The organism is Methylobacterium sp. WL103, assembly GCF_008039885.1.
Taxonomy (GTDB): Bacteria; Pseudomonadota; Alphaproteobacteria; order Rhizobiales; family Beijerinckiaceae; genus Methylobacterium; species Methylobacterium cerastii.
On the sequence record NZ_VRUX01000794.1, the window covers coordinates 1 to 1588 of the forward strand.

The 1588-nt window shown below is 68.0% G+C and carries 3 protein-coding genes; all 3 read right to left on the reverse strand.

Annotation, left to right across the window (positions count from 1 at the left end; translation table 11 throughout):
* Positions 1-179: 179 nt before the first annotated feature.
* The 3 genes from FV222_RS25505 to FV222_RS25515 all read right to left on the reverse strand — a co-directional run bounded on the left by FV222_RS25505 (position 180) and on the right by FV222_RS25515 (position 1094).
* Positions 180-434 (reverse strand): hypothetical protein, encoded by a 255-nt coding sequence (locus FV222_RS25505; RefSeq protein WP_147750951.1) that lies wholly within the window; start codon positions 432-434, stop codon positions 180-182.
* A 179-nt stretch (positions 435-613) separates the two neighbouring features.
* Positions 614-892, reverse strand: a complete 279-nt coding sequence (locus FV222_RS25510; RefSeq protein WP_147815955.1) for a hypothetical protein — start codon at positions 890-892, stop codon at positions 614-616.
* A gap of 16 nt (positions 893-908) precedes the next feature.
* On the reverse strand, positions 909-1094 hold the full coding sequence (locus FV222_RS25515) for a hypothetical protein (protein ID WP_147750950.1): 186 nt from the start codon (positions 1092-1094) through the stop codon (positions 909-911).
* Positions 1095-1588: the final 494 nt, after the last annotated feature.

The following is a 1588-nucleotide window of genomic DNA, read 5'->3' on the forward strand; positions in this document are numbered from 1 at the left end:
GCGCGTTGCTGGAGGCGGCCCGGCGCCTGCGCGGCGAGCTGTCCCGCGACTCGGCGGAACTCTGACGGAAGCGTCAGAACCAACCTCGGTGAGCCCGGCTCAGCGAGGTTCGACCCCCGCGACTGCGAGGCGGTGGTCGTCCGCCGCGCCTCATGGGTTATGAACCATGAGATTTGGTATCAGTTGTCCGAATAGGCCCGCATCATCTCGACGATGCGGGCTCGTACCTCCGGGTCCCCGACCCGCAGGAACGCCGCCAGCATCGCATCGCATTCGGCAGTATTGGGAGTCAGTGCGTCCGAGACCGGTGGCTCGTGCCGGTAGAAGTCCGAGACCGGGATCGCGAGCACGGTAGCGATCTTGCCCAGGATCTGCTGGCTGGCCGCCGAACGCGAGCCATCCTGCATCAGACGCGAGGTTGCCGGGTCCGTCATCGGTTCGTGCCGTCCAGTCTACCTGTCTGCGGTCGGCCCGGCACGTGTATGCGAGCGAACCGGTTGGTCAAATCGGTATTCACGCAAATCGTTGCATGCGCAACGACTAGTTTCAACCATGCGTAGAAAATACGATCGGTGATCCGAGGCACCTCGACGTCCCATGCGGCGCGACGCCATCACGCCAGCGTCGTCGACACCGCCAACCAGACCAAGGCAGCCGCTCCGAGGATGCGCCGCCAGGGGTTCACCCCGCGCAGAACTTCGTCGGCGGCCCACCACCCGAGCGCCGCAACCGCCCCGATCCGCAACCAGAAGTCCGGCCGACCTTGCGGAACGAGGACCCAGCGCACGATCGAGAACCCGAGAAACAACCAGAGCGGGAGATTGGGCCATTGTCCAATCACGAACGCGCCGGTTCGCCGGTCGCGGAACGTCCAGTCCACGGCGCGGCGCAGGGCCGACACGGCCCGCTCAGACCTTGTCGGTGCCCTCGGCCTGGCGGAGCGGCGCGCAGATCTGCGGGCTGACCTTGTCGAGGTGTACGCAGGCGTTGTCGCGGTACCAGGCGCGCAGGCCGGGCTGGGTCGGCGCGACGTACATCGCGACGAGAACGAAGCCGCCGGCGAGCACGATGAGGGTGAGGAGAAGGTTGCGCATTACGGGGGCTCCGATCGGACGGGCCGCCGGGCGACGGGTCGTCCAGGCAAAAGGCCCGTTCGCCGGAAAGGGCGCGGGCCGGTGTTCCGCCCGCACAACGGTCCGGGCGCGCCCGGGTTCCGATCCGCGGCTGCGCCGAGGGCATGGTTACCGCCGGCGCGGGCTTCGCGTGTGGTCTTAACGAAGCGTGAAGCGCGTTTCCGGGAAATCCGGGAGGGCCGGTTAAGAAAGCCTGAAACGATTCGCTCGAATGCGCCGGACGACGGATGGTGGGGCGACCGGGCGACGTCCGGCCCCTTCCCGAGACACCATCAGGCGACGGCCATGACCGAAACGTTCGACGACCTCAAGTTCCTGATGACCCTCGCCTTCGTGGTCTTCGGCGGCTTCGGGCTCGACGCGCTCCTGCGCTGAGCGCGCGGCGCGGGGTCGATCAGCGCGCCGCGGCCCCGTAGGCGCTGCGCAGGGCGAGCAGGGCGTCGGAGGGGCCGATG

Bases quoted from the DNA above. Each gene is read 5' to 3' on its own strand.
- FV222_RS25505 (WP_147750951.1), bottom strand. From the start codon at position 434: ATGACGGACCCGGCAACCTCGCGTCTGATGCAGGATGGCTCGCGTTCG.
- FV222_RS25515 (WP_147750950.1), bottom strand. From the start codon at position 1,094: ATGCGCAACCTTCTCCTCACCCTCATCGTGCTCGCCGGCGGCTTCGTT.